Source organism: Streptomyces sp. NPDC001480 (genome assembly GCF_042894725.1).
Classification (GTDB): Bacteria; Actinomycetota; Actinomycetes; order Streptomycetales; family Streptomycetaceae; genus Streptomyces.
In genome coordinates this window covers 175,177-195,565 of the sequence record NZ_JBIAVX010000010.1, presented here as the reverse complement: position 1 = coordinate 195,565, position 20,389 = coordinate 175,177, and the positions used below count along the sequence as shown (strand labels likewise).

Annotated in this window: 15 protein-coding genes; 10 read left to right on the top strand and 5 right to left on the bottom strand. The window is 70.9% G+C overall.

Translation table 11 applies throughout. The features are described from left to right. Positions 1 to 28: 28 nt before the first annotated feature. The 4 genes from ACFY01_RS25820 to ACFY01_RS25805 form a co-directional block, all read right to left on the bottom strand. The gene (locus ACFY01_RS25820) at positions 29 to 760 is read right to left on the bottom strand and encodes a class I SAM-dependent methyltransferase (protein WP_390738099.1); all 732 of its coding nucleotides are present in this window, start codon (positions 758 to 760) and stop codon (positions 29 to 31) included. 157 nt (positions 761 to 917) lie between these two features. Beyond that, positions 918 to 3,419, bottom strand: coding sequence for a SpoIIE family protein phosphatase (locus tag ACFY01_RS25815; protein WP_390738098.1), 2,502 nt, complete (start codon positions 3,417 to 3,419; stop codon positions 918 to 920). A gap of 183 nt (positions 3,420 to 3,602) precedes the next feature. After that, positions 3,603 to 5,993, bottom strand: a complete 2,391-nt coding sequence (locus tag ACFY01_RS25810) for an MFS transporter (RefSeq protein WP_390738097.1) — start codon at positions 5,991 to 5,993, stop codon at positions 3,603 to 3,605. A gap of 138 nt (positions 5,994 to 6,131) precedes the next feature. Further along, entirely contained in the window at positions 6,132 to 6,575 is a 444-nt protein-coding gene (locus ACFY01_RS25805; RefSeq protein ID WP_390738096.1) for an SRPBCC family protein, read from the bottom strand. A gap of 190 nt (positions 6,576 to 6,765) precedes the next feature. Here ACFY01_RS25805 and ACFY01_RS25800 point away from each other — a divergent pair, with 190 nt between their 5' ends. The 3 genes from ACFY01_RS25800 to ACFY01_RS25790 all read left to right on the top strand — a co-directional run bounded on the left by ACFY01_RS25800 (position 6,766) and on the right by ACFY01_RS25790 (position 10,092). Next, a complete protein-coding gene (locus ACFY01_RS25800) occupies positions 6,766 to 7,818 on the top strand; it encodes an Rv2578c family radical SAM protein (protein WP_390738095.1) in 1,053 nt (350 codons plus the stop codon). A 135-nt stretch (positions 7,819 to 7,953) separates the two neighbouring features. Further along, positions 7,954 to 9,540 carry an alpha/beta hydrolase gene (locus tag ACFY01_RS25795; RefSeq protein WP_390738094.1) on the top strand — a complete coding sequence of 529 codons (1,587 nt, stop codon included), beginning with the start codon at positions 7,954 to 7,956 and terminating at the stop codon, positions 9,538 to 9,540. 21 nt (positions 9,541 to 9,561) lie between these two features. Further along, positions 9,562 to 10,092: a GNAT family N-acetyltransferase gene (locus tag ACFY01_RS25790; protein WP_390738093.1), complete on the top strand. Its 531-nt coding sequence runs from the start codon at positions 9,562 to 9,564 to the stop codon at positions 10,090 to 10,092. 7 nt (positions 10,093 to 10,099) lie between these two features. Here the strand turns inward: ACFY01_RS25790 and ACFY01_RS25785 are convergent, their stop codons facing one another. Further along, on the bottom strand, positions 10,100 to 10,675 hold the full coding sequence (locus ACFY01_RS25785; protein WP_390738092.1) for an adenylosuccinate lyase: 576 nt from the start codon (positions 10,673 to 10,675) through the stop codon (positions 10,100 to 10,102). Positions 10,676 to 11,056: 381 nt separating this feature from the next. Between ACFY01_RS25785 and ACFY01_RS25780 the strand changes: the two genes are divergently transcribed. The 7 genes from ACFY01_RS25780 to ACFY01_RS25750 all read left to right on the top strand — a co-directional run bounded on the left by ACFY01_RS25780 (position 11,057) and on the right by ACFY01_RS25750 (position 20,325). Further along, complete coding sequence (locus tag ACFY01_RS25780) at positions 11,057 to 12,862, top strand: 3-hydroxyacyl-CoA dehydrogenase family protein (RefSeq protein ID WP_390738091.1); 1,806 nt, start codon at positions 11,057 to 11,059, stop codon at positions 12,860 to 12,862. 121 nt (positions 12,863 to 12,983) lie between these two features. Next, positions 12,984 to 13,811 (top strand): TetR family transcriptional regulator, encoded by an 828-nt coding sequence (locus tag ACFY01_RS25775; RefSeq protein ID WP_390738090.1) that lies wholly within the window; start codon positions 12,984 to 12,986, stop codon positions 13,809 to 13,811. A gap of 435 nt (positions 13,812 to 14,246) precedes the next feature. Continuing rightward, positions 14,247 to 15,590: a crotonyl-CoA carboxylase/reductase gene (gene ccrA, locus ACFY01_RS25770; RefSeq protein ID WP_390738089.1), complete on the top strand. Its 1,344-nt coding sequence runs from the start codon at positions 14,247 to 14,249 to the stop codon at positions 15,588 to 15,590. Between the two features lie 18 nt (positions 15,591 to 15,608). After that, positions 15,609 to 17,636 (top strand): protein meaA, encoded by a 2,028-nt coding sequence (locus tag ACFY01_RS25765; RefSeq protein WP_390738088.1) that lies wholly within the window; start codon positions 15,609 to 15,611, stop codon positions 17,634 to 17,636. After that, positions 17,633 to 18,598 (top strand): HpcH/HpaI aldolase/citrate lyase family protein, encoded by a 966-nt coding sequence (locus tag ACFY01_RS25760; protein ID WP_390738087.1) that lies wholly within the window; start codon positions 17,633 to 17,635, stop codon positions 18,596 to 18,598. Before ACFY01_RS25765 ends, ACFY01_RS25760 begins: the two co-directional genes overlap by 4 nt. 5 nt (positions 18,599 to 18,603) lie before the next feature. Continuing rightward, entirely contained in the window at positions 18,604 to 19,116 is a 513-nt protein-coding gene (locus ACFY01_RS25755) for a MaoC family dehydratase (RefSeq protein ID WP_311693438.1), read from the top strand. 3 nt (positions 19,117 to 19,119) lie between these two features. Continuing rightward, positions 19,120 to 20,325: an acyl-CoA dehydrogenase family protein gene (locus ACFY01_RS25750; protein WP_094056016.1), complete on the top strand. Its 1,206-nt coding sequence runs from the start codon at positions 19,120 to 19,122 to the stop codon at positions 20,323 to 20,325. Positions 20,326 to 20,389: the final 64 nt, after the last annotated feature.

Sequence of the window (20,389 nt, the reverse complement as noted above, 5' to 3'; positions counted from 1 at the left end):
GCTGGGCGTCCGGCTCGGTGGGCGGCGCTCAGCCGGCCGTGGTGTCGCGGGCGAGGACGAACCAGTGTGCGGGGAGGTCGATGAGGGTGCCGTCCGCCATGTGTTCGGTCTGCGGCAGGGTCGTCTCGCCGTCGGCGAGGATCGTGAGGCCCGCCTCGTCGAGCAGCTTGGGGATCTCCTCGTCGTTGGCGTCGGCGGGCTTGAGTCCGTGCTGGAAGACGCGGCGCAGTTTGGGCGGGGGGCCGTCGGGGTCGGCGGAGGCGCGGCGCAGGACCTGCCGGGAGCCGGAGGTGAGTTCGACGACGAAGGCCCGCCCCAGGGTGCCGATGAGTTCGGCGACCGCGGCGGCGACCGCGGCGCGGGCTTCCGGTTCGCTCTGGTGTATGACGGCGCGCATGTACACGTTGCTGTCGCCGAGGCGGGTGTGCAGGGCGCGGACGGCCTCGGTGTCGGTCAGGTCGAGTTGCTGGAACTCGGCGGTGTCGCCGTCCGCGGCGCGGCGGGCGTGTTCGATGGCGGCGTGCGAGAGGTCGACGCCCACGGCACGGGTGAACCGGGTGGCGAGGTACCGCGTCTGGGTGCCGTTGCCGCAGCCGAGGTCGACGATGGTGCGTGTGGTGTCCGCGTACGGCAGGAGCAGTTCGCTGTGCGGTGCGGCGCTCAGTGACGGATCGGCGTCCCAGATGGCCTCCCCCCGTGCGTCGGACGTCTCGCGCCAGTAACTCTCCCAGTTGTTGCGGTAGTTCTCCGAGACCTTCATGCACGCTCCCCAGGTCGGTTCCGTGATCGGAGTATCGCGGTCACGGGGTACCGGACAAGGGGCGGGGGTCACCTTTCACCAGATGTTCGAGCCGGCGCGCACCGGGGGTACACGCCTGCGACTCGTGCGCCCCTGTCGTCGCCTCAGCCCCGGCGCCTCAGCCCCGGCGGCCGGGTGGCGTCAGTGCCTGTTCGAACCACACCGTCTTGCGGTGCCCGGCGGCGCTGGCACCCCATTCGCGGGCCAGCCGGCTGACCACGCGCAGGCCCCGGCCGGACTCGTCGTGGGTGCCGGCGCCGAGCAGGACGGGAAGGGCCGGTTCGTCGTCGGTGACCTCACACAGCAGCGCGTCGGTGCGGACCAGCCGCAGCCCGATCCGGTCGCCGTCCCCGTGCCGTACGGCGTTGCTGACGACCTCGCTGACCAGCAGTTCCGTGGTGTCCACCGCGTCGGCGAGCCCCCATTCGAGGAGCCGGCCGCGGACCAGCCGACGGGCGCGGGCCACCTCGCGCGGGTCGCGGGCGAGGTGCCATTCGGCGACGTGCCCGGCGGGGACGCCGTTGAGTCTGGCCATGAGCAGCGCGACGTCGTCCTTGCGTCCGCCGCGGGTGTTGAGGGCGCGGATGATCGTGTCGCAGGCGTCGTCCATGGAGGCCGCGGGGTGGGCGGCGGACTCGCAGAGCGCGGCGAGGCCGTCGCCGATGTCGGCTCCGCGTACCTCGACCAGGCCGTCCGTGCACAGCACCAACCGGTCGCCGGGCGAGACCCGGACGACGGTGGACTCGAAGGGGACGCCGCCGACGCCGATGGGGGCGCCGGTCGGCAGGTCGAGCAGTTCGCTGCGGCCGTCCGCGGCACGTACCAGGACGGGCGGGATGTGCCCGGCGTTGGCGAGGTGCACCTCGCCACGGATCGGGTCGTACACGGCGTACAGGCAGGTGGCGAGGTAGTTCTCGCCGAGCCGGCGGGCCAAGTCGTCGAGGTTGCGCAGGAGCTGGGCGGGCGGGGTCTCCATGGCGGCCATGGTCTGTACGGCCGTGCGCAGCTGGCCCATCATGGCGGCCGAGTTCAGGCCGTGTCCCATGACGTCGCCGACGACGAGGGCGGTGCGTGAGCCGGGCAGTTTGATGGTGTCGAACCAGTCGCCGCCGATCCGCCCGAGCCGGGTGCCGGGCAGGTAGCGGGTGGCGACGTCGCAGCCGGGCATGCGCGGGGCGACCTGCGGCAGCATGCTGTCCTGGAGGGTGTCGGCGACGTTCTCCTGGTACGTGTACATGCGGGCGTTGTCGAGTACGAGGCCCGCTCGGGCGGCGAGTTCGGCGCCGGTGGTGCGGTCCATGTCGTCGAACGTGGGGCGGTCGGGTCGGCGCATCAGCACCATGAAGCCGAGGACGACGTTGCGTGCCTTGAGCGGCACGATCAGCAGGGAGCGGCCGGTGATGAGCGGCCTGAGGTCGCGCTTCTCGAACTCGCCGGAGATACGGGCCGCCAGTTCCTCGGTGACCCTCGGGATCAGGACCGGTTCGCCCGTGACCATGCATTTGTAGAAGGGGGTGTGCTCGGGGAAGGCGAAGGTCTCGCCGACCGGCACGGTGTCGTCCCAGCGGCCGGGTTCGTCGTTGTGCTCGACCCAGACGCGGTGCATCACGGTGTGGGCGTCCGGCGGGCCGTCCGGGAAGCCTTCGCCCGCGAGGACGGCGGCGCGCAGGTGGGTGCCGGCGAAGTCGGCGAAGCGTGGCACGGCGGCGCTGGTGACCTCCCGGATGGTCTCGCCGAGGTCGAGCGAGGTGCCGATGCCGGAGCTGACCTCGTTGAGGAATTCCAGGCGTTCGCGGACGGCCGCGTACTCCAGGTCGTGCTCGGCGCCGACAGGGACGGGGACGACGGCCACCGGCCGCCCCTGCGCGATGGTGCCGGTCTCGGCGGGGAGGCGTCCCGCGCGGCGCGGCACTCCCCAGTCGGGGGTCACGGGCACCCGGTCGTACTGGCTGAACTCCAGTACCGGGTAGCCCAGTTCGAGGATCTGGGCGACGATGCGGCCGCTGAGGCCGGGGCCCATGTTCGGCAGGATCTCGGGCAGCCGCCGGGCGAGTTCGTCGAAGGCGGGGAGTTCGGTGTGGCGGGCGAAGCCGGGCGCGATGCGTTCGGCGGTCTCGTCGTCGTAGCCGCGCTCCATGTGCAGCCGGGTGGCGTCGGCGGCGAGCACCAGGAGGCGGGCGGGTCCGGGACCGACGAGTGGGTAGGCCCACCACAGGACGTCGAGTCGTTCGCCGCCGGTTTCCGGCCGTGCGGGCCCTTCGGTGGGCTGTCCGGAGAGCCGGGCCCGGCCGGCCGTCGGGTAGGCGGTCCGGCCGCCGAGCGAGGCCTCGAGGTCGGGGCCCAGCCCGTCGTACGCCTCGTAGGGACCGTAGGCGTCCAGCGGTGGTTCGGGGTCGAGGTCGTCGGGCAGGGCGCCGGAGACCGGCAGCAGGTCGGCGGCGGGCCGGCCCACGGCTTCCTCCCGCTCGACGCCGAACAGCCGCCGGGCGCCCGTGCTCCAGTGCGACACCAGGCCGTCGCGGTCGACGACGACCACGGCGAGCGGAATCCGGCCGACCCCGGCAGCCCACTGCGCGTCGCCCTCCCCAGGGTCTACGCCCACTTCCGTGCCACGGTCCATGGCCCTGACCCTCTCTCCCCCTGGACTGCGCGGGCTCCCCGTCGGCACCGCACGATCCACGTCATGATCTGTGCCGCCTACTCCACGGTACGGCCGGCGCACGGCGCGTGTGCGGCAATTGGTGAATTGCCGTGCGCGACGCCCCGGCGCACGCTATGCACCGGTACGGGCGGTCGGCGGACGTCAGTCCTCGTGGCCCAGTTGGAGGTCCCGTTCGGTCCTGCCGCCGCCCGCGACCTGGAGCACGGTGGCCACGGGCGGGTATCCCGCCGCGATGACGGTGTACTCGCCGGAGGCGAGGTCGACGAACCGGAACGTCCCGTCGCCGCCCGTGGTGAGCGTGTCGACGACGTTGCCGGCGGCGTCGAGGAGGGTGACGCGGGCGTCCTCGACGGGGCGTCCGCCGCCGGCCCGGACGGTGCCGCGCAGCAGGGCGCCGCCGGCGAGTTCGACGTCCTGGCGGGTCTCCCGGGAGGCCTGGACGGTGACGGGGAGCGCGGCGGGCCGGAAGGCGGGCGCGCTGGCGGCGAGGGTGTACTCGCCGGCCACGAGTTCGGTGATGACGTAGCCGCCCTCGCGTCCGCTGCGGGTGCTCGCGACGACCTCGCCGTGCACGTTGGTGAGGGTGACGGTGGCGTCCCGTACGGGGGTTCCGTCGGCGGTGAGCACCGCACCGGCGAGGCGGCCGGCGCCGCCGAGGACGACGTCGAGTTCGACGGGGCGTTCGCCGACGGTGACGGAGACGGCCTGCGGCTGGTGGCCGCCCGCGGCGGCGATCAGTACGTAGGAGCCCGGGCCGGGCGTGGCCAGCGCGTACCGTCCGTCCTCGCCGCTGGCGCCCCGGCCGACCTGCTGTCCGGCGACGTCGATCAGGGTGAGTGCCGCGCGGGGCACCACGGTCCCGTCGTGGTGCTGCACCGTGCCGCAGACCGGGATGCCGGCGGTGTACGGCGAACGGGCGTGCGGGATCGGGGCGGTCACCGGCGCGGTCTCCTGGTCGGTGACGGAGGCGTAGTGGGACACCAGTGGTTTCTCCTTGAGGAAGAAGGCGAGCAGCAGGCCGAGGACGAGCACCGGGACCAGGTAGAGGAAGATCCGGGGCATGGCGTCGGCGTAGGCGGCGACGCAGGCGTCGCGCAGCGCCGGCGGCAGCGCGTGCACGAGCCGTGGGGTGAGCGACTCCGGGTCGGGGAGGCGGGCGCCCCCGTGCGCGGGCAGGCGCCGGTGCAGGGCGTCGGTGAGCCGGTCGGTGAGGAGGGTGCCGAAGACGGCGGCGCCGACGCAGCCGCCGATCTGCCGGAAGTAGTTGTTGGCGCTGGTGGCGGTGGAGAGGTCGGCGGGGCGCGCGGAGTTCTGCACGGCGAGGACGAGGACGGGCATCACCATGCCGATGCCCGCGCCGAGGACGGCCATCCAGATGCTGTAGTGCAGCCGGGGCGTGTCGGTCTGGAGCCGGGACAGCAGCCACATGCCGGCCACGGAGAGGGCGCCGCCGAGCACGGGGTAGATCTTGTAGCGGCCGGTGCGGCTGATGAGCTGGCCGGCGACGGCGGAGGCGCCGACGATGCCGCCCATCATGGGCAGCATGAGCAGGCCGGACTCGGTGGCGGAGACGCCGTCGACCATCTGGAGGAAGGTCGGCAGGTAGGTGGCGGCGCCGAACAGTGCGACGCCGACGACCAGTGCGATCAGGCCGGTGACGGTGAAGACGGAGTCACGGAACAGCCGCGGCGGGATGAGGGGTTCGCCGGCGCGGTGCTCGGCGAGGACGAAGAGGGCGGCGGCCGCCGTCGCGCCGGCGCCGAGGCCGAGGACGACGCGTGAGTCCCAGGCGTACTCTGTGCCGCCCCAGCTGGTCAGCAGCACCAGGCAGGTGGAGGCCGCCGTGAGCAGCAGTGCGCCGAGCAGGTCGAAGCGGCCCCGGGAGGGCGGCTTGGGGAGCTTGAGGCCGGCGGTGACGACGGCCAGGGTGAGCAGGCCGAAGGGGACGTTGACGTAGAAGCACCAGCGCCAGGAGAGGTGGTCGGTGAAGTAGCCGCCGAGCAGGGGTCCGGCGACGGAGGCGAGGCCGAAGGCGGCGCCGATCAGGCCGAGGAAGCGGCCGCGGCGGCGGGGCGGCACGATGTCCGCGATGATCGCCTGCACGCCGGTCAGGAGCCCGCCGGCGCCGGCGCCCTGCACGGCGCGGAAGGCGATCAGCTGGTCCATGGTCTGCGCCCGCCCGGCGAGGGCGGAGCCGGCGACGAAGACGAGGATCGCGCACTGGAAGACGCCCTTGCGGCCGACGAGGTCGCCGAGCTTGCCGTAGACGGGCAGGCCCACGGTGGAGGTGAGCAGATAGGCGGTGACCGCCCAGGACACGCGGTCCAGGCCGTGCAGTTCGCCGACGATCCCGGGCAGCGCGGTGGCGACGATCATCTGCTCCAGGGCGGCGAGGAGCAGGGCGAGCATCAGCCCGGCGAAGATCAGCCGCACCCGGCGGGGGCTGAGCGGGGCGGCGGGTGCGGGCGGTGGGGCGGCTGGCCGGTCGGGTGCCACGGCCGGCTCGTCCTGCACCAGAATCGTCCCGCCCACGTGCCGCTCCCCTCGTCGCGCTGTCGCACGATTCCCCGCGTAACCACTCATCGGGGACAACTACGAGCAAGCGCGACGAGTTACGGCACCGTACCGGGCCGTGTGGACATCCACTCGAACCGGTGAGGGGGGCTCGGGTTACTTCTCGACCTCGGCGGCGAGCCTGGCGAGGAGGGCGTCGTAGATGCGGGCGAGGCCCTTGGGGGCGAAGGTCTTCTCGAAGAAGCCGCCGATGCCGCCGGCGCCCTTCCAGGTGGTGGCGACGACGACCCGGGACTTCCCCTCCCCGGCGGGGGTGACGCGCCAGGTGGTGACCATGGAGGAGTTGCGGTCCTTCTCGACCAGCTCGCCGTCGGTGGGCTCGCTGACCTCCAGGAGGCAGTCGCGGACGCGCTTGCTGGTGGCCTGGAGCTTCCAGTGGACGACAGTGCCCTCGCCGTCGCCGCCCTCGCGGACCTCGTACTCGCTGAAGTGCTCGGGCAGCACTCGCTCGCGGGTGCCGGTGTAGTCGGCGAGGGCGTCGAACACCTTCTCCGCGTCCGCTGCGACGATCCGCTCCGTGGTGGCCTCGACCTGCGCCATTGCGTTCCTCCAGGACCTGTGTTCTCGGGGTTGGGGCAAGCCAACCACCCCGGTCCCCGGCCGCCCAAATCGGGGTGCCCATGGCTGTCCGATGCGGTTGTCGTGCGGTCGTCATGCGGTCGGAAAACACCCTTGCACGATCATGGGAACAGATGTTCTATTCTGTGCTCAGCGCTACCGAGGAGGCCTGATGCGCTGGGAGAACCTCACAGCCGAGTCCGAGCACGGCCGGGCCGACACCGCACTGTTCGATGCCGACGCGGTCACCACGCGCACGTTCGACACGCCGGAGTTCGCCGGGATCACCTTCCACGAGGTCCGGGCCCGCTCCATCCTCAACCGGGTGCCGGGCGCCTCCCGCATGCCCTTCGAGTGGACCGTGAATCCCTATCGGGGCTGCACGCACGCGTGCGTGTACTGCTTCGCCCGCAAGACGCACAGCTACCTGGACCTCGACACGGGCATCGGCTTCGACACCCAGATCGTGGTCAAGGTGAACGCGCCCGAGCTGCTGCGCCACCAGCTGGCCTCGCCCCGCTGGCAGGGCGAGCACGTCGCGATGGGCACCAACGTCGACTGCTACCAGCGCGCCGAGGGCCGCTACCGCCTGATGCCGGGGATCATCTCCGCCCTCACCGAACGCGCGAACCCCTTCTCCATCCTGACCAAGGGCACGCTGATCCTGCGCGACCTCGACCTGCTCACCCGGGCCGCGCGGGTCACCGACATCGGGATCTCGGTCTCCGTCGGCTTCACCGACCAGGACCTGTGGCGGACCGTGGAGCCGGGCACGCCCGCGCCCGAGCGCCGCCTGGACGTCGTACGGACCCTCGGCGAGCACGGCATCGGCTGCGGGGTGCTGATGGCGCCGGTGATCCCGTTCCTCGGCGACCACCCCGACCAGCTGCGGGCCACCGTGCGGGCGATCGCGGCCGCCGGTGCCACCTCCGTCACCCCGCTGGTGCTGCACCTGCGGCCCGGGGCCCGTGAGTGGTTCATGTCCTGGCTGGCCGCCCGCCACCCGCATCTGGTGCGCCGTTACGAGCGGCTGTACGCGGAGGGCGCCTACGCGCCGAAGTGGTACCAGCGCCGGATCACCCGTCAGGTCCACGAACTGGCCGAGGAGTACGGCATCGGCCCCACGCGCGCGGGCACGCACCGCAGGATCCGCCCGCCCGAACCGGCCGAACCCCTCGCCACCGGGCCCGACGTACAGACACCGACACAACTCACCCTGATCTGAGAGCGTTCGAGGGCATCCCACGGCCCAATCGGGTCAAGTATCGGCCCGACACGTTCCCGCCGGTGCGCTTCCCGGGACGATCCGGCAGGGACCGTGACCTCGCGGTCCCTGCCCGCAGCCGTCCCGGGAGGACCGATGAGAACACGCGCAGCCGTGCTGTGGGCTGCCGCCGCCGTCCTCGCCGGGTCGGTCACGGCCGTCCCCGCCGGCGCGAGCACGCCGCGGACCGCGCGGCCCGCGGCCGCAGCCCCGGCCGCCGAGCCCGCCTGGAAGGAGTGCGGCACCGCCGACTATCCGACGCTCCAGTGCGCGTCCCTGAAGGTGCCGCTCGACCACGCCCACCCGGCCGGACGGCAGATCACGCTCGCCCTCTCCCGCGTACCGCACACCGCGAAGACCTACCAGGGCCCGCTGCTGGTCAACCCCGGCGGCCCCGGCGGCAGCGGTCTGACACTGGCCGGCTTCGTCGCCTCGGCCCTGCCCAGGGCGGTGGCCGGCCAGTACGACGTGATCGGGTTCGACCCGCGCGGCGTGGGCCGGAGCAGCCCCGCGCTGGACTGCGCGTCCGGCTCCTTCGGTCCCGTACGCCCCGACACGGTCCCCGCCACTCCCGCGCTGGAAAAGGCGGGCCTCACCCGCGCGAAGGCCTTCGCCGCCGCCTGCGGCAAGAAGTACGCGAGCGTGCTGCCGTACATGGACACCGTCAGCGCCGCCCGGGACCTCGACACCGTCCGGCAGGCCCTCGGCGCCGACAAGGTCAGCTACTTCGGCTACTCCTACGGCACCTACCTCGGAGCCGTCTACGCCAAGCTCTACCCGCGGCGGGTGCACCGTCTGGTCCTGGACTCCGTCGTGGACCCGACCGGCGTCTGGTACGACGACAACCTCGCCCAGGACTACGCCTTCGACGACCGCCACCGCGCCCTGATGGCGTGGATCGCCACGTACGACTCGACGTACGGGCTCGGCACCGACCCCGCGAAGGTCGAGGCCGCGTGGTACGCGATGCGGGCGGCGCTCGCGAAGAAGCCCGCGGGCGGCAGGGTCGGCGCCGCCGAACTGGAAGACACCTTCATCCCAGGCGGCTACTACAACGGCTACTGGCCCTACCTCGCCGAGGCGTTCGCAGCGTACGCGCACGACAGGGACGCCGGCCCGCTCGTCGAGGTGTACGACAAGCTGGGCGCGGTCGACTCCACCGGCGACAACGGCTACAGCGTCTACTCCGCGGTGCAGTGCCGTGATGTCCCCTGGCCGCGCGACTTCGGCCAGTGGCGCAAGGACACGTGGGCGGTGTACGACCGTGCGCCCTTCATGGCCTGGAACAACGCCTGGTACAACGCGCCGTGCGCGTTCTGGCCGACGGACACCCTGCGCCCGGTGAACGTGGCCAACGGCGAACTGCCGCCCGCCCTGCTGTTCCAGGCGACGCACGACGCGGCCACCACCTACCAGGGCGGCGTGACGGTCCACCGGCTCCTCGCCGGCTCCAGCCTGGTCGTCGAGCAGGGCGGCGGCAACCACGGCATCACGCTGAGCGGCAACACCTGCCTTGACACCTATCTGGCCGCCTACCTCGCCGACGGCGAGGTCCCGCGCGGCGGCGGTGAGGCCGACGCGGTGTGCCGCACCCTGCCCGACCCAGAGCCGCTCGCCGGCAGGACGGCGTCCGTCTCGTCCCCCGGGGCACGGCTGCACCGGCTGCTGGGGTTCAGGGGCTGAGCTGCGCCCTAAGGTGCCGCCATGGATCACACACCGCCCCGCATACGTCCGATGACCCTCGCCGACTGCGACCGTGTCTCCGAGATACGCGTCCGCGGCTGGCAGACCGCCTACCGGGGGCTCGTGCCGCGGTCGTACCTCGACGCGCTCAGCGTGGCCGAGGACGCGGCGCGGCGCCGGGCCCGGTTCGCGCAGGGGGACGGAAGCGTGGTGAACCTGGTCGCCGAGCGGGGCGGTGAGGTCGCCGGGTGGGCGGCGCTGGGCCCGTACCGGGACGGGGACGCGCGCACCGGAGACGGTGAACTGTATGCGATTTATGTAGACGATCGACATGCCGGAACCGGCATCGGCCGGGCCCTCCTGCGCGAGTCGCGGCGGCGCTGCGCGGCCGCCGGGTACCCGCGGGTGTTCCTCTGGGTCCTGAAGGAGAACACACCCGCCCGCCGCTTCTACGAGCGGGCGGGGTTTCGCGCGGACGGCGCCGAGGAGTCCTTCGACGCGGACGGGGTGGCGGTGCCCGAGGTGCGGTACGTGCGCGAGCCGGCCGGCTGACGCGGGCTCAGCGCTGCTTCGGGATCCGTGCCAGCGCGTGCACCGCCGCCTCGGCGAGCGCCGGGTGGGCCAGGGACTCGTTCAGTACCCGCCTGGCACGGTCGTCCCCCAGTTCGCCGAGCCCCTCCACGCAGGCGAGGGCCACCCGGCGGTAGGGGTCGTGCGGGCGCAGCCGCCGCTCCAGGGTGGTGATCAGCGCGGGCACGGACTCGGGGGCGCGCAGCTGCACCAGGAGGCGTACCGGGTGCAGGGCGTAGGCGACGCGCAGTTCGTTGGTGGCCAGCGCCGCGGCGGCGCGGGCGGTGCGCGGGTCGCCCAGGCGGGCCAGGGCGTGGGCGGCACAGGCGCAGCGCGGCGGGTCGCGGTGGTTGAGCAGCAGCACCAGGGACTCGAAGGCGCGCCGGTCGCCCGCCAGCCCCAGCCTGAAGGCGGCCAGTTCCCTGGCCCACAGCGGCTGTCCGGGCGCGGTGAGCACGTCCGCGAGTTCGTCGAGGTCGCCGGTCGCGGTCAGGCGCTCGTACGCCGCCGATCCCCCGGACTCCTGCCGTAGACGCTCCGTGAGCGATCGCAACTCTTCGTCCACGAAGCCCAGCGTAGGGGTGTTGTGCGGCGAGAGGGACCTACATCACAAACTCAGGGGGCTGGCGTGCTCGTTACCGGCGAGTTAAGCTCAGACGAGCGAGTTACCCACTCGCACTTCCGCTCGCGACGGTTTGGTGACGCGGCCGTCGTGAGCGCTGGTCGGTTCGGCACATCGTGTGCCGCAGTACGACTCGGCTTCGGGACAGAGCCGGTCGGGATCCGCCGTTCCGCGGGCGCTCGCGCCCGCCGCGACGGCACCGGGCGTGTGCGCTTGGCAGCCCGGCGAACACCCGCATTCACGCAGCTCTGCACGCCCCGGTGTGCGCCTCTCGGCGCACCCGGCGCGTTGTCGTCGTCACCACCCTCATTCCTGGAGTCCGCGATGGCCACTCCCCTGTCCGACACCCCTCTGTCCCAGCTCAAGACCATTGCCGTCGTCGGCCTCGGCACCATGGGCACCGGCATCGCCGAGGTCCTCGCCAAGGCCGGCCGCGAGGTGATCGGCATCGACATCAGCGAAGCCCAGGCCGCGAGGTCCGTCGCCGCGCTGGAGTCCTCCACCGCCCGCGCCGTGCAGCGCGGCAAGCTCACCGAGCAGGAGCGCGCGGACCTCCTCGGCCGGGTGCGCACCACGACCGAGCTCACGGCCGCCGCCGATGCCGACCTGGTCATCGAGGTGGCTCCGGAGTCGTACGAGGTCAAGCACCAGATATTCCGTGAACTCGACGGCGTCGTGCGGCCGGAGACGATCCTGGCGACCGGCACCAACGCCCTGTCGGTGACCCGTCTGGCCGCCGACTCCGCCCGTCCCGAGCGGGTGCTGGGCCTGCACTTCTTCAACCCTGCCCCGGCGATGAAGCTGGTCGAGGTCGTCTCCTCCGTGCTGACCGCGCCGGCGGCCGTCACCGCGGTCACGAATCTCGCCCTCGACCTGGGCAAGGAGCCCGTCGCGGTCGGTGACCGCCCCGGCTTCGTCGCGGACGGCCTGCTGTTCGGCTACCTCAACCAGGCCGCCGCGATGTACGAGGCGAAGTACGCCTCCCGCGAGGACATCGACGCCGCGATGCGGCTCGGCTGCGGCCTGCCGATGGGCCCCCTCGCCCTGCTGGACCTGATCGGCATCGACACCGCGCGGACCGTCCTGGACGCCATGTACGCCGAGTCCCGCGACCGGCTGCACGCCCCCGCCCCGATCCTGAAGCAGCTCAGCGAGGCGGGCCTGACCGGCCGCAAGTCGGGGCGCGGCTTCTACACGTACGAGGCGCCGGGCAGCGCGACGGTCGTGCCGGACGCGCTGACGCCGGGTTCCACCGGTTCCGGGACCTCCGGCCGCCCGGTCCGCTCCGTCGGTGTGGCGGGCTCCGGCACCATGGCCTCCGGTATCGCCGAGGTCTTCGCCAAGGCCGGGTACGACGTCGTGCTGGCCGCCCGCAGCGAGGAGAAGGCGCAGACCGCGAAGGCCCGCATCGGCAAGTCCCTGGCCCGCTCCGTCGACAAGGGCCGGCTGACCGCCGAGGCCGCCGCCGAGACCCTGGACCGGATCACCCCGGCGGGCTCCTACGAGGCCTTCGCGGACGTGGACCTGGCCGTCGAGGCGGTCGCCGAGGACCTGGAGGTCAAGCGGCAGCTGTTCGCGACACTGGACAAGGTCTGCAAGCAGGGCGCGGTCCTGGCGACCACGACCTCCTCGCTGCCGGTCGTCGCCTGCGCCCGCGCCACCTCGCGTCCGCAGGACGTGATCGGCATGCACTTCTTCAACCCGGCGCCGGCGATGAAGCTGGTCGAGGTCGTCCGTACGGTGCTGACGGCCGAGGACGTCCACGCCACGGTCCGCGAGGTCTGCGCCAGGATCAGGAAGCACGCGGTGGACTGCGGTGACCGCGCCGGCTTCATCGTGAACGCGCTGCTGTTCCCGTACCTGAACAACGCGGTCAAGATGGTGCAGGAGCACTACGCGTCCCTGGACGACATCGACGCGGCGATGAAGCTGGGCGGCGGCTACCCGATGGGCCCCTTCGAGCTGCTGGACGTGGTCGGGCTCGACGTCTCCCTGGCGATCGAGAAGGTGCTGCACCGCGAGTTCCGCGACCCGGGGCTGGCCCCGGCGCCGCTCCTGGAGCACCTGGTGGCCGCGGGCTGCCTCGGCCGCAAGACCGGCCGCGGCTTCCGCGAATATGCCCGCCGCTGACCGTCCCGGCGACTGGGGCGGACTGCTCGACACCGCTGCGTCTCTCCCGCCCACCCGACCCGGCAGTCCCCCGCCCCCCAAGGGCGGGGGAAACCCCGGACCTGCGCATCGAGCTGCGCGCATGCAGTACGTTCGGGTCATGTCCCAGCCCGCCAAGTCCTCCCGTACACCAGCTACGCCCGACGCGCCGGAGAGTGCCGCAGGCGGCCGTGCCGCCGCCCAGCGGCTCAAGATGCGCCGAGAACTGGCGGCAGCCGCGATGGAGTTGTTCGCGACCAAGGGGTACGAGGCGACCACCGTCGACGAGATCGCGGCCGCGGCCGGGGTCGCGCGCCGCACCTTCTTCCGCCACTTCCGCTCCAAGGAAGAGGCGATCTTCCCCGACCACGACGACACGCTGATCCGCGCCGAGGCGGTGCTCAACGCCGCCCCCGCGCACGAGCACCCGCTCGACACCGTGTGCCGCGGCATCAAGGAAGTCATGAAGATGTACGCGGGCCGGCCCGAGATCTCGGTCGCCCGCTACAAGCTGACGCGCGAGGTGCCCACCCTGCGTGAGGCGGAGATCGCGTCGGTGGCCCGCTACGAGCGTCTGTTCACCCGCTATCTCCTCGGCCACTTCGACGAACACGCGCACGACGACGACGCCAACGACGACCCGCTGCTGGCGGAGGTCGCCGCGTCCGCCGTGGTCACCGCCCACAACCACGTCCTGCGCCGCTGGCTCAGGGCCGGCGGGCAGGGCGATGTCGAGGCCCAGCTCGACCACGCCTTCGCGATCGTGCGGAAGACCTTCGGCACCGGCATCGGCGCCGGGCGCGACACCGCCCCCAGACCGGCCCCGGCGGCGGTCGCCTCGCACGGCGAGGTGCTGGTGACGGTCGCGCGCACCGACGCCCCGCTGGACGAGGTCATGCGGACCATCGAGGAGGCCCTCAAGGACCGCTGAGCGCGCCCTCGGGCCCCTTTGCCGCTGTGATGACGGCCACCCCACCGGGTGGCCGTTTTGGCATGTCAGAGCACCTTTTCGCGCGGATTTCAGAGCCCGTTCGATCGATCATCGCTCACTTGTTACGTAAAGATTTCAGGTGAGAGGAAGTTCTGGCACTCAGTGCCTTGCGGCATGACACGGGGTGTCATACGTTGAAGGAGTCCGGGCGGCCGGCGCGCAGCGACCTTTCGCGCGTCGGCTGTCCCCGCAAGCCGGACGGCCTGCGCGCCCGGACGCCTGCGTCACAGGCAACCTCCCGCGCCACAAAGCGCTGCCGAAGCACCACCGCCGAACCGACGGCACCTTTTCACCCCACCCTCAGCAGCACTCATCGCAGCACCGACGAACCCTCAGCGCCCCTCCCTCAGGGCGCTCACCGCCGGAGGCAACACCGTGACCGTGAAGGACATCCTGGACGCGATCCAGTCGAAGGACGCCACGTCCGCCGACTTCGCCGCTCTGCCGCTCCCCGAGTCGTACCGCGCGATCACCGTGCACAAGGACGAGACGGAGATGTTCGCGGGCCTCGCGACCCGCGACAAGGACCCGCGCAAGTCGATCCACCTCGACGAGGTGCCGCTGCCCGAGCTCGGCCCGGGCGAGGCCCTGGTGGCCGTCATGGCCTCCTCGGTCAACTACAACTCCGTGTGGACGTCGATCTTCGAGCCGCTGTCGACGTTCGGCTTCCTGGAGCGCTACGGCCGCACCAACGAGCTGGCCAAGCGGCACGACCTGCCGTACCACATCATCGGCTCCGACCTCGCGGGCGTCGTCCTGCGCACCGGCCCCGGCGTCAATGCCTGGAAGCCCGGTGACGAGGTCGTCGCGCACTGTCTGAGCGTGGAGCTGGAGTCGAGCGACGGCCACAACGACACCATGCTCGACCCCGAGCAGCGCATCTGGGGCTTCGAGACCAACTTCGGTGGTCTCGCCGAGATCGCGCTGGTCAAGTCGAACCAGCTGATGCCGAAGCCCGACCACCTCAGCTGGGAGGAGGCCGCCGCCCCGGGCCTGGTCAACTCCACCGCCTACCGCCAGCTGGTCTCCCGCAACGGCGCCGGCATGAAGCAGGGCGACAACGTGCTCATCTGGGGTGCGAGCGGCGGCCTCGGCTCCTACGCCACGCAGTTCGCGCTGGCCGGCGGCGCCAACCCGATCTGTGTCGTCTCCAGCCCGCAGAAGGCGGAGATCTGCCGCTCGATGGGCGCCGAGGCGATCATCGACCGCAACGCCGAGGGCTACAAGTTCTGGAAGGACGAGAACACCCAGGACCCGAAGGAGTGGAAGCGCTTCGGCAAGCGCATCCGCGAGCTCACCGGCGGCGAGGACATCGACATCGTCTTCGAGCACCCCGGCCGCGAGACCTTCGGCGCCTCCGTGTTCGTCACCCGCAAGGGCGGCACCATCACCACCTGCGCCTCGACCTCGGGCTACATGCACGAGTACGACAACCGCTACCTGTGGATGTCCCTGAAGCGGATCATCGGCTCCCACTTCGCCAACTACCGCGAGGCCTGGGAGGCCAACCGCCTCATCGCCAAGGGCAAGATCCACCCGACGCTGTCGAAGGTGTACTCCCTGGCGGAGACCGGCCAGGCCGCCTACGACGTGCACCGCAACCTCCACCAGGGCAAGGTCGGCGTCCTGTGCATGTCCCCCGAGGAGGGCCTGGGCGTGCGCGACGAGGCCAAGCGCGCCCAGCACATCGACGCCATCAACCGCTTCCGGAACATCTGAGGACCACGGAGGCCATAGATGACTGAGCGTCAGAAGGACCGGCCGTGGCTCATGCGCACGTACGCCGGTCACTCCACCGCCGAGGCGTCGAACGAGCTGTACCGGCGCAACCTCGCCAAGGGCCAGACCGGCCTGTCGGTCGCGTTCGACCTGCCGACGCAGACCGGCTACGACTCCGACCACATCCTCGCCCGCGGCGAGGTCGGCCGGGTCGGTGTGCCGGTCGCGCACCTCGGTGACATGCGCCGGCTGTTCCAGGACATCCCCCTGGAGCAGATGAACACCTCGATGACGATCAACGCCACGGCCATGTGGCTCCTGGCGCTCTACCAGGTCGTCGCCGAGGAGCAGGGCGCGGACATCACCAGGCTCCAGGGCACGACCCAGAACGACATCGTCAAGGAGTACCTGTCCCGGGGCACCCATGTGTTCCCGCCGGGGCCGTCGCTCCGGCTGACGACCGACATGATCGCGTACACGGTCTCCCACATACCGAAGTGGAATCCGATCAACATCTGCAGCTACCACCTGCAGGAGGCGGGCGCCACACCGGTCCAGGAGATCGCGTACGCGATGTCCACCGCGATCGCCGTCCTCGATGCCGTGCGCGACTCCGGGCAGGTGCCGCAGGAGCGCATGGGCGATGTCGTGGGCCGTATCTCCTTCTTCGTGAACGCGGGCGTCCGCTTCATCGAGGAGATGTGCAAGATGCGCGCCTTCGGCCGGATCTGGGACCGGATCACCCGTGAGCGGTACGGCATCGAGGACCCCAAGCACCGTCGCTTCCGCTACGGCGTCCAGGTCAACTCCCTCGGTCTGACCGAGGCGCAGCCCGAGAACAACGTCCAGCGGATCGTGCTCGAGATGCTGGCCGTGACCCTCTCCAAGGACGCACGCGCGCGTGCCGTGCAGCTACCAGCCTGGAACGAGGCCCTGGGCCTGCCCCGGCCCTGGGACCAGCAGTGGAGCCTGCGCATCCAGCAGGTGCTGGCGCACGAGAGCGACCTGCTGGAGTACGAGGACATCTTCGAGGGCTCGACGGTGATCGAGGCGAAGGTGGGCGAGCTCGTCGAGGAGTCCCTCGCGGAGATCGAACGGATCCAGGAGATGGGCGGCGCGATGGCCGCCGTGGAGTCCGGCTACCTCAAGTCGCAGCTGGTCGCCTCGCACGCCGAGCGCCGGGCCCGGATCGAGTCCGGCGAGGAGAAGATCATCGGTGTCAACGCCTTCGAGGGCACCGAGCCGAACCCGCTGACGGCCGACCTGGACACCGCGATCATGACGGTCGACCCGGCGGTCGAGGCCCGCGTCATCGCCTCGCTCCAGCACTGGCGCGACACGCGCTATCAACCGCCCTTCAACCACCCGCGCCCGTGCAAGGCGCTGGAACGGCTGAAGGAGGCCGCCAAGGGCACCGAGAACCTCATGGAGGCCACCCTGGAGTGCGCCCGCGCCGGCGTCACGACCGGTGAGTGGGCCGGGGCCCTGCGCGAGGTGTTCGGCGAGTTCCGGGCACCCACCGGGGTGTCGTCCGCGCCGGTGGCGGTCGCCGCCGAGCCGGGCTCCGCGCTCGCCGAGGTCCGCGCCAAGGTCGACGCCACCGCCCGTGAGCTGGGCGTGGGCAAGCTGCGCTTCCTGGTCGGCAAGCCCGGTCTGGACGGGCACTCCAACGGTGCCGAGCAGATCGCCGTACGGGCCCGTGACGCCGGCTTCGAGGTGGTCTACCAGGGCATCCGGCTCACGCCCGAGCAGATCGTGGACGCGGCCCTCGCCGAGGACGTGCACGCGGTCGGGCTGTCGATCCTGTCCGGTTCGCACGCCCAGCTGGTCCCGGACGTGCTCGAACGGCTGCGTGTGGCCGGTGCCACAGATATACCGGTGATCGCCGGTGGCATCATCCCAGGCGGTGATGCCGAGCAGCTCAGGGCCGCCGGAGTGGCCGCGGTCTTCACTCCGAAGGACTTCGACATCACCGGAATCATCGGCCGCATAGTCGACGAGATCCGGAAAGCGAACAAGCTCGACCCCCTGGAGGTCCCCGCATGACCACGCCCGTCAACCGTCTGCGTCCGCGACGCTCCTGTCTCGCGGTCCCCGGGAGCAACCCCCGCTTCCTGGAGAAGGCGCAGGGCCTCCCCGCCGACCAGGTCTTCCTGGACCTGGAGGACGCGTGCGCCCCGCTCGCCAAGCCCGAGGCCCGGCACACGATCGTCAAGTTCCTCAACGAGGGCGACTGGACGGGCAAGACGCGGGTCGTGCGCGTCAACGACTGGACGACCGAGTGGACGTACCGCGACGTCGTCACGGTCGTCGAGGGCGCCGGCCAGAACCTCGACTGCATCATGCTGCCGAAGGTGCAGACGGCCCAGCAGGTCGTCGCCCTCGACCTGCTGCTGACGCAGATCGAGAAGACGATGGGCTTCGAGGTCGGGAAGATCGGCATCGAGGCGCAGATCGAGAACGCGCAGGGCCTGAACAACGTCAACGAGATCGCTCAGGCCTCCCCGCGGGTCGAGACGATCATCTTCGGCCCGGCCGACTTCATGGCGTCGATCAACATGAAGTCGCTGGTCGTGGGCGAGCAGCCGCCCGGCTACCCGGCGGACGCCTACCACTACATCCTGATGAAGATCCTGATGGCCGCCCGCGCCAACAACCTCCAGGCGATCGACGGCCCCTACCTCCAGATCCGCAACATCGACGGCTACCGCGAGGTCGCCCAGCGCGCCGCGGCGCTCGGCTTCGACGGCAAGTGGGTGCTGCACCCGGGCCAGGTCGAGGCGTCCAACGAGATCTTCTCGCCCTCCCAGGAGGACTACGACCACGCCGAGCTGATCCTGGACGCGTACGACTACTACACGTCCGAGGCGGGCGGCAAGAAGGGCTCCGCGATGCTCGGCGACGAGATGATCGACGAGGCCAGCCGCAAGATGGCCCTGGTCATCTCCGGCAAGGGCCGGGCCGCCGGCATGCAGCGCACCAGCAAGTTCGAGATCCCGGAGGCGTGAGGACGATGCAGTTCGGGCGCACCTACGAGGAGTTCGAGGTCGGGGCGACGTACAAGCACTGGCCGGGCAAGACGGTCACCGAGTACGACGACCACCTGTTCTGTCTCCTCACCATGAACCACCACCCCCTCCACATGGACACGAACTATGCGGAGAAGACGACGGACTTCGGCAAGAACGTCGTCGTGGGCAACTACATCTACTCCCTCCTGCTGGGCATGTCCGTCCCGGACGTCTCCGGCAAGGCGATCGCCAACCTGGAGATCGAGTCGCTCAAGCACGTGGCGCCGACCTTCCACGGCGACACGATCTACGGCGAGACGACCGTCCTCGACAAGTGGCCGTCGAAGTCGAAGAACGACCGCGGCATCGTCCACGTCGAGACCAAGGGCTACAAGCAGGACGGCACCCTCGTGTGCGTCTTCCGCCGCAAGGTGATGGTGCCGACCGAGACGTACATCAAGGAGCGCGGCGGCGAGCAGCCCGGCCGCCCCGAGCTCAAGCAGCAGGAGAAGTAAGCCATGGCCCGTCTCGCCCAGACCGCCGGTCTGACCGACGTCCAGCAGGAGATCCTCTCCACCGTTCGGGACTTTGTCGACAAGGAGATCATTCCGGTCGCGACCGAGCTGGAGCACCGCGACGAGTACCCGCAAGCGATCGTGGACGGCCTGAAGGAACTCGGCCTCTTCGGTCTGATGATCCCCGAGGAGTACGGGGGCCTGGGCGAGTCGCTCCTCACCTACGCCCTGTGCGTCGAGGAGATCGCCCGCGGCTGGATGTCGGTCTCCGGCATCATCAACACGCACTTCATCGTGGCCTACATGCTCAAGCAGCACGGCACGCAGGAGCAGAAGGACCACTTCCTGCCGCGGATGGCGGCCGGCGACATCCGGGGCGCGTTCTCGATGTCCGAGCCGGGTCTCGGCTCCGATGTGTCGGCGATCACGTCGAAGGCGGTCAAGGACGGCGACGAGTACGTCCTGAACGGCCAGAAGATGTGGCTGACGAACGGCGGCACCTCGTCCCTGGTGGCCGTCCTGGTCCGGAGTGACGAAGGACACCCCGAGGGCACGGCGCCCCACAAGTCGATGACGACCTTCCTGGTGGAGAAGGAGCCCGGGTTCGGCGAGGTCCGGCCCGGCCTCACCATCCCGGGCAAGATCGACAAAATGGGCTACAAGGGGGTGGACACCACCGAACTGATCATGGACGGACTGCGAATTCCGGCCGATCGGGTGCTCGGCGGCGTCACCGGCCGAGGTTTTTACCAAATGATGGACGGCGTGGAGGTCGGCCGCGTGAATGTGGCGGCGCGTGGCTGCGGCGTCGCACAGCGTGCGTTCGAACTGGGCGTCCAGTACGCCCAGCAGCGACACACCTTCGGCAAGCCGATCGCCCAGCACCAGGCGATCCAGTTCAAGCTCGCGGAGATGGCTACCAAGGTCGAGGCCGCGCATGCCATGATGGTCAACGCCGCACGCAAAAAGGACTCCGGCGAGCGAAACGACCTCGAGGCGGGGATGGCGAAGTACCTCGCCTCCGAGTACTGCAAGGAGGTCGTGGAGGACGCCTTCCGGATCCACGGCGGCTACGGCTTCTCCAAGGAGTACGAGATCGAGCGCCTCTACCGGGAGGCCCCGATGCTGCTCATCGGTGAAGGCACCGCCGAGATCCAGAAAATGATCATCGGTCGCAGATTGCTCGAAGAGTATCGGTTCCAAGGCTGATTGTCCGGATGCGGGGTGTTTTCTTCGAGAAGAAGATCACACCCCGTCAACGTGCTTCGGCCGC